Here is a 2,638-nt window from a genome sequence, read left to right on the forward strand (position 1 = left end):
GTGATGGTGGCCGCGCTGATGCTCATCATGTTCGGCCTCATCCAGAAAGCCTTTTTCTTCAACTGAGCGGACCGCCGGTCCGCTTCTCTGTCCCGTTAACTTTCCGAAACTGTCGTGCGGCCTTTGCCGCGCGGCGTCCATCCGTATGTCTCCTTAAAGGTGATGAAATGAAGACGTTAAAAAAGGGTATTGCGAACATTACTGACTCCATCAGTTCGCTTGGCATCATGATTGTGGTTATCGGCCTGGTGGTGGCCGCCGGGGCGCTGGCCTATTTCTACGTAAACAGCACGAGCGAGGTCACGCTCGTGACCACCGTCATGAACGAAACGCGCAACCTCCGATCATCCAGCGGTTACGGCACCGATGATTACGTGCCGGCGCTGGTGAAAGGCGGGAGCATTTCAAAAAGCTACACCATCACCAACAACCTGATTTACAACAAATCGGGTGGCCAGCTGACCGTTAAAGGCAACGGGGTGGGCTTCATCGTGACCGACGCGGGCCTGCCGCAGCGTGACTGCGTGAAGGTTGCGCGCAGCATCGGCACCGCTGACCTCTCCTCCACCAAAATCAATAACACGACGTTCACCGCCGAAGTCACCGCGGCCAATGCCGCGGCTGCCTGCGTGGACGGTGATAACACGCTGACCTTTACCACCAAGTCTTAACGACCTGCCGCCGCTCTGCGGCGGCTCTTATCCGGAACGACTATGACCGCCACAGTGCTCAGTGAGAGCGATTTTATCGATCTCTACCTCGGTGAAGACTACGCCGAAATTAAAGGACTGGTTGGCGCCTCCCGCTTACTGATACCCGTACCGGATGCGCTGATCGCCGATGCGCAGGCGCTGCGCACGCTCTGTGAGCAACGACATCAGGAAACGGGGCGCAATGAGTTCTCCTGCTTTTATGACGGACGCCTTTATCGTGTCACGCTTTCACGCGATCTGATGGGACGGACCAGTATGGTCCTGCGACAGACCCCGGCCAGCCTGTTCGACTTTATGGATATTCCGCTCAGTACGCCGCTGCGCAAATCCGTGGAACATCCGGGCGCGACGGGGCTGGTGCTGATTGCCGGTGAAATGGGCGCGGGTAAAACCACGACCGCGGCAGCCACCCTGAGCCACCGGATAGCAGTGACCGGGCACCTTGGCGTCTCCATTGAGGATCCCGCCGAAACCCTGCTGCAGGGGCGTCACGGTGACGGGCGCTGTATCCAGCTGGAGGTGGGTGAAAACGAAGGCTATGCCAGCGCGACGCGCAAGGCCTACCGCATGGGCGCGTCAGCGTTTCTGCTCGGCGAAATCCGCGACGGCGCCACGGCGCACGAAGTGCTTAAAGCCTCACTCAGCATGTTTGTGGTGTCGACCATCCACGGTGCGACGCTGAAGGAAGCGCTGGAGCGTTACGTGATGTTCTGTGAAGAAGTCAGCCCGAATGCGCGGGCGAACGTGGCCAGTACCCTGTACGTTCTGGCGCACCAGAAGATGCGCCTGAACCCTGCCAGCAACAGGCGTCAGGTGGACATCAGCGGCTTTAACCTGCGGCATGCAAGTTCCGCCGCCACCATCCGGTCCAAGATTGCCGCCGGCCAGTTCAACTTTGACGATCAGTTTGATTCCATTTCCTATGACTTTAAGGACTAAACCGTGAACAAGATGAAGCGGGGCATTGCGCAGATTACGGATGCGACGGTGGCATACGGGGTAGTGGCCGCCATTGTGGTGACGCTGCTGATACCGCTTGCCCTGTGGGCAGCGGAAGAGTACCGGATGAACGTGGCGGCAGGACAGGCCATGACGGTACAGAAGGCGGTGAATCGATACATTGCCGATCAGCAGGCCACCATCGCCGCCGGCAGCAGCGCCTCAGCGGGCTATACGCTGACGGTGCCGATGCTCATCACGGCGGGTTATCTGCCTGACGGATACGCCCCTACCAATGCCTACACGGCAACCTATCGCACGCTGATTTTTCAGCCGGCGACGAATAAATTCCATACCATGACGTTCCTCACCGGTGGCTCAGCGCTGTCTCTGAGCGACGCCCGCAAGCTGGCAAATCATATTGGCGCAGAAGGCGGCTACATTGAGAACGGCGTGGCCAAAGGGGCGATGGGGAGCTGGCAGGAAAACCTGTCCGCGTTTGGCGGTTATAACCCGGGCGACGGCAGCGTAGTGATTGCCGGCTTCTACTCCAACGGCGCGCTGGTTAACGACTATCTGTACCGTCACAGCGTGGCAGGGCATCCCGAGCTCAATACCATGGGCACCACGCTGAACATGGGCAGCAACGACATCAGCAGCGCCAAAACCATCGGTACTCAGACGCTGAACGCCTCTGCTGACGTGAATACCGCGCGCCTGACCGCGACGCAGAGCATTCAGTCGAACGGGACCATCAATGCGAACGGGAACATAACTTCCAGCAACAGTATCGCAGCGTCAGGGAACGTCACAGCTAATGGGAGCATGACGGCGAATGGCAATATTACGGCTGGTAATGACGTGACGGCGAATGGCACGCTGCGGGCCAGTCACGATGCGATTATCGGCGGCATTATCAAGCTGCAGCAGGTTAACACTGCCGGCACATCCTGCGATACCTGGGGCTCTGTAAGCCGCGACAGCGC

Annotated in this window: 3 protein-coding genes; all 3 read left to right on the forward strand. The window is 58.8% G+C overall.

Annotated features, from left to right (window positions below; translation table 11 throughout):
- Positions 1-167: 167 nt before the first annotated feature.
- Entirely contained in the window at positions 168-671 is a 504-nt protein-coding gene (locus tag QMM04_RS21990) for a type 4 pilus major pilin (protein ID WP_282997040.1), read from the forward strand.
- Positions 672-713: 42 nt separating this feature from the next.
- Complete coding sequence (locus QMM04_RS21995; RefSeq protein ID WP_282997041.1) at positions 714-1,652, forward strand: ATPase, T2SS/T4P/T4SS family; 939 nt, start codon at positions 714-716, stop codon at positions 1,650-1,652.
- Positions 1,653-1,664: 12 nt separating this feature from the next.
- A partial coding sequence (gene pilV / locus QMM04_RS22000) for a shufflon system plasmid conjugative transfer pilus tip adhesin PilV (RefSeq protein ID WP_282997042.1) occupies positions 1,665-2,638 on the forward strand: 974 nt, incomplete at its 3' end.

Source organism: Pantoea sp. Pa-EAmG, assembly GCF_030024295.1.
Taxonomy (GTDB): domain Bacteria; phylum Pseudomonadota; class Gammaproteobacteria; order Enterobacterales; family Enterobacteriaceae; genus Pantoea; species Pantoea dispersa.

Coding starts and splice junctions, on each gene's coding strand:
- QMM04_RS21990 (WP_282997040.1), top strand. CDS start 168: ATGAAGACGTTAAAAAAGGGTATTGCGAACATTACTGACTCCATCAGT.
- QMM04_RS21995 (WP_282997041.1), top strand. CDS start 714: ATGACCGCCACAGTGCTCAGTGAGAGCGATTTTATCGATCTCTACCTC.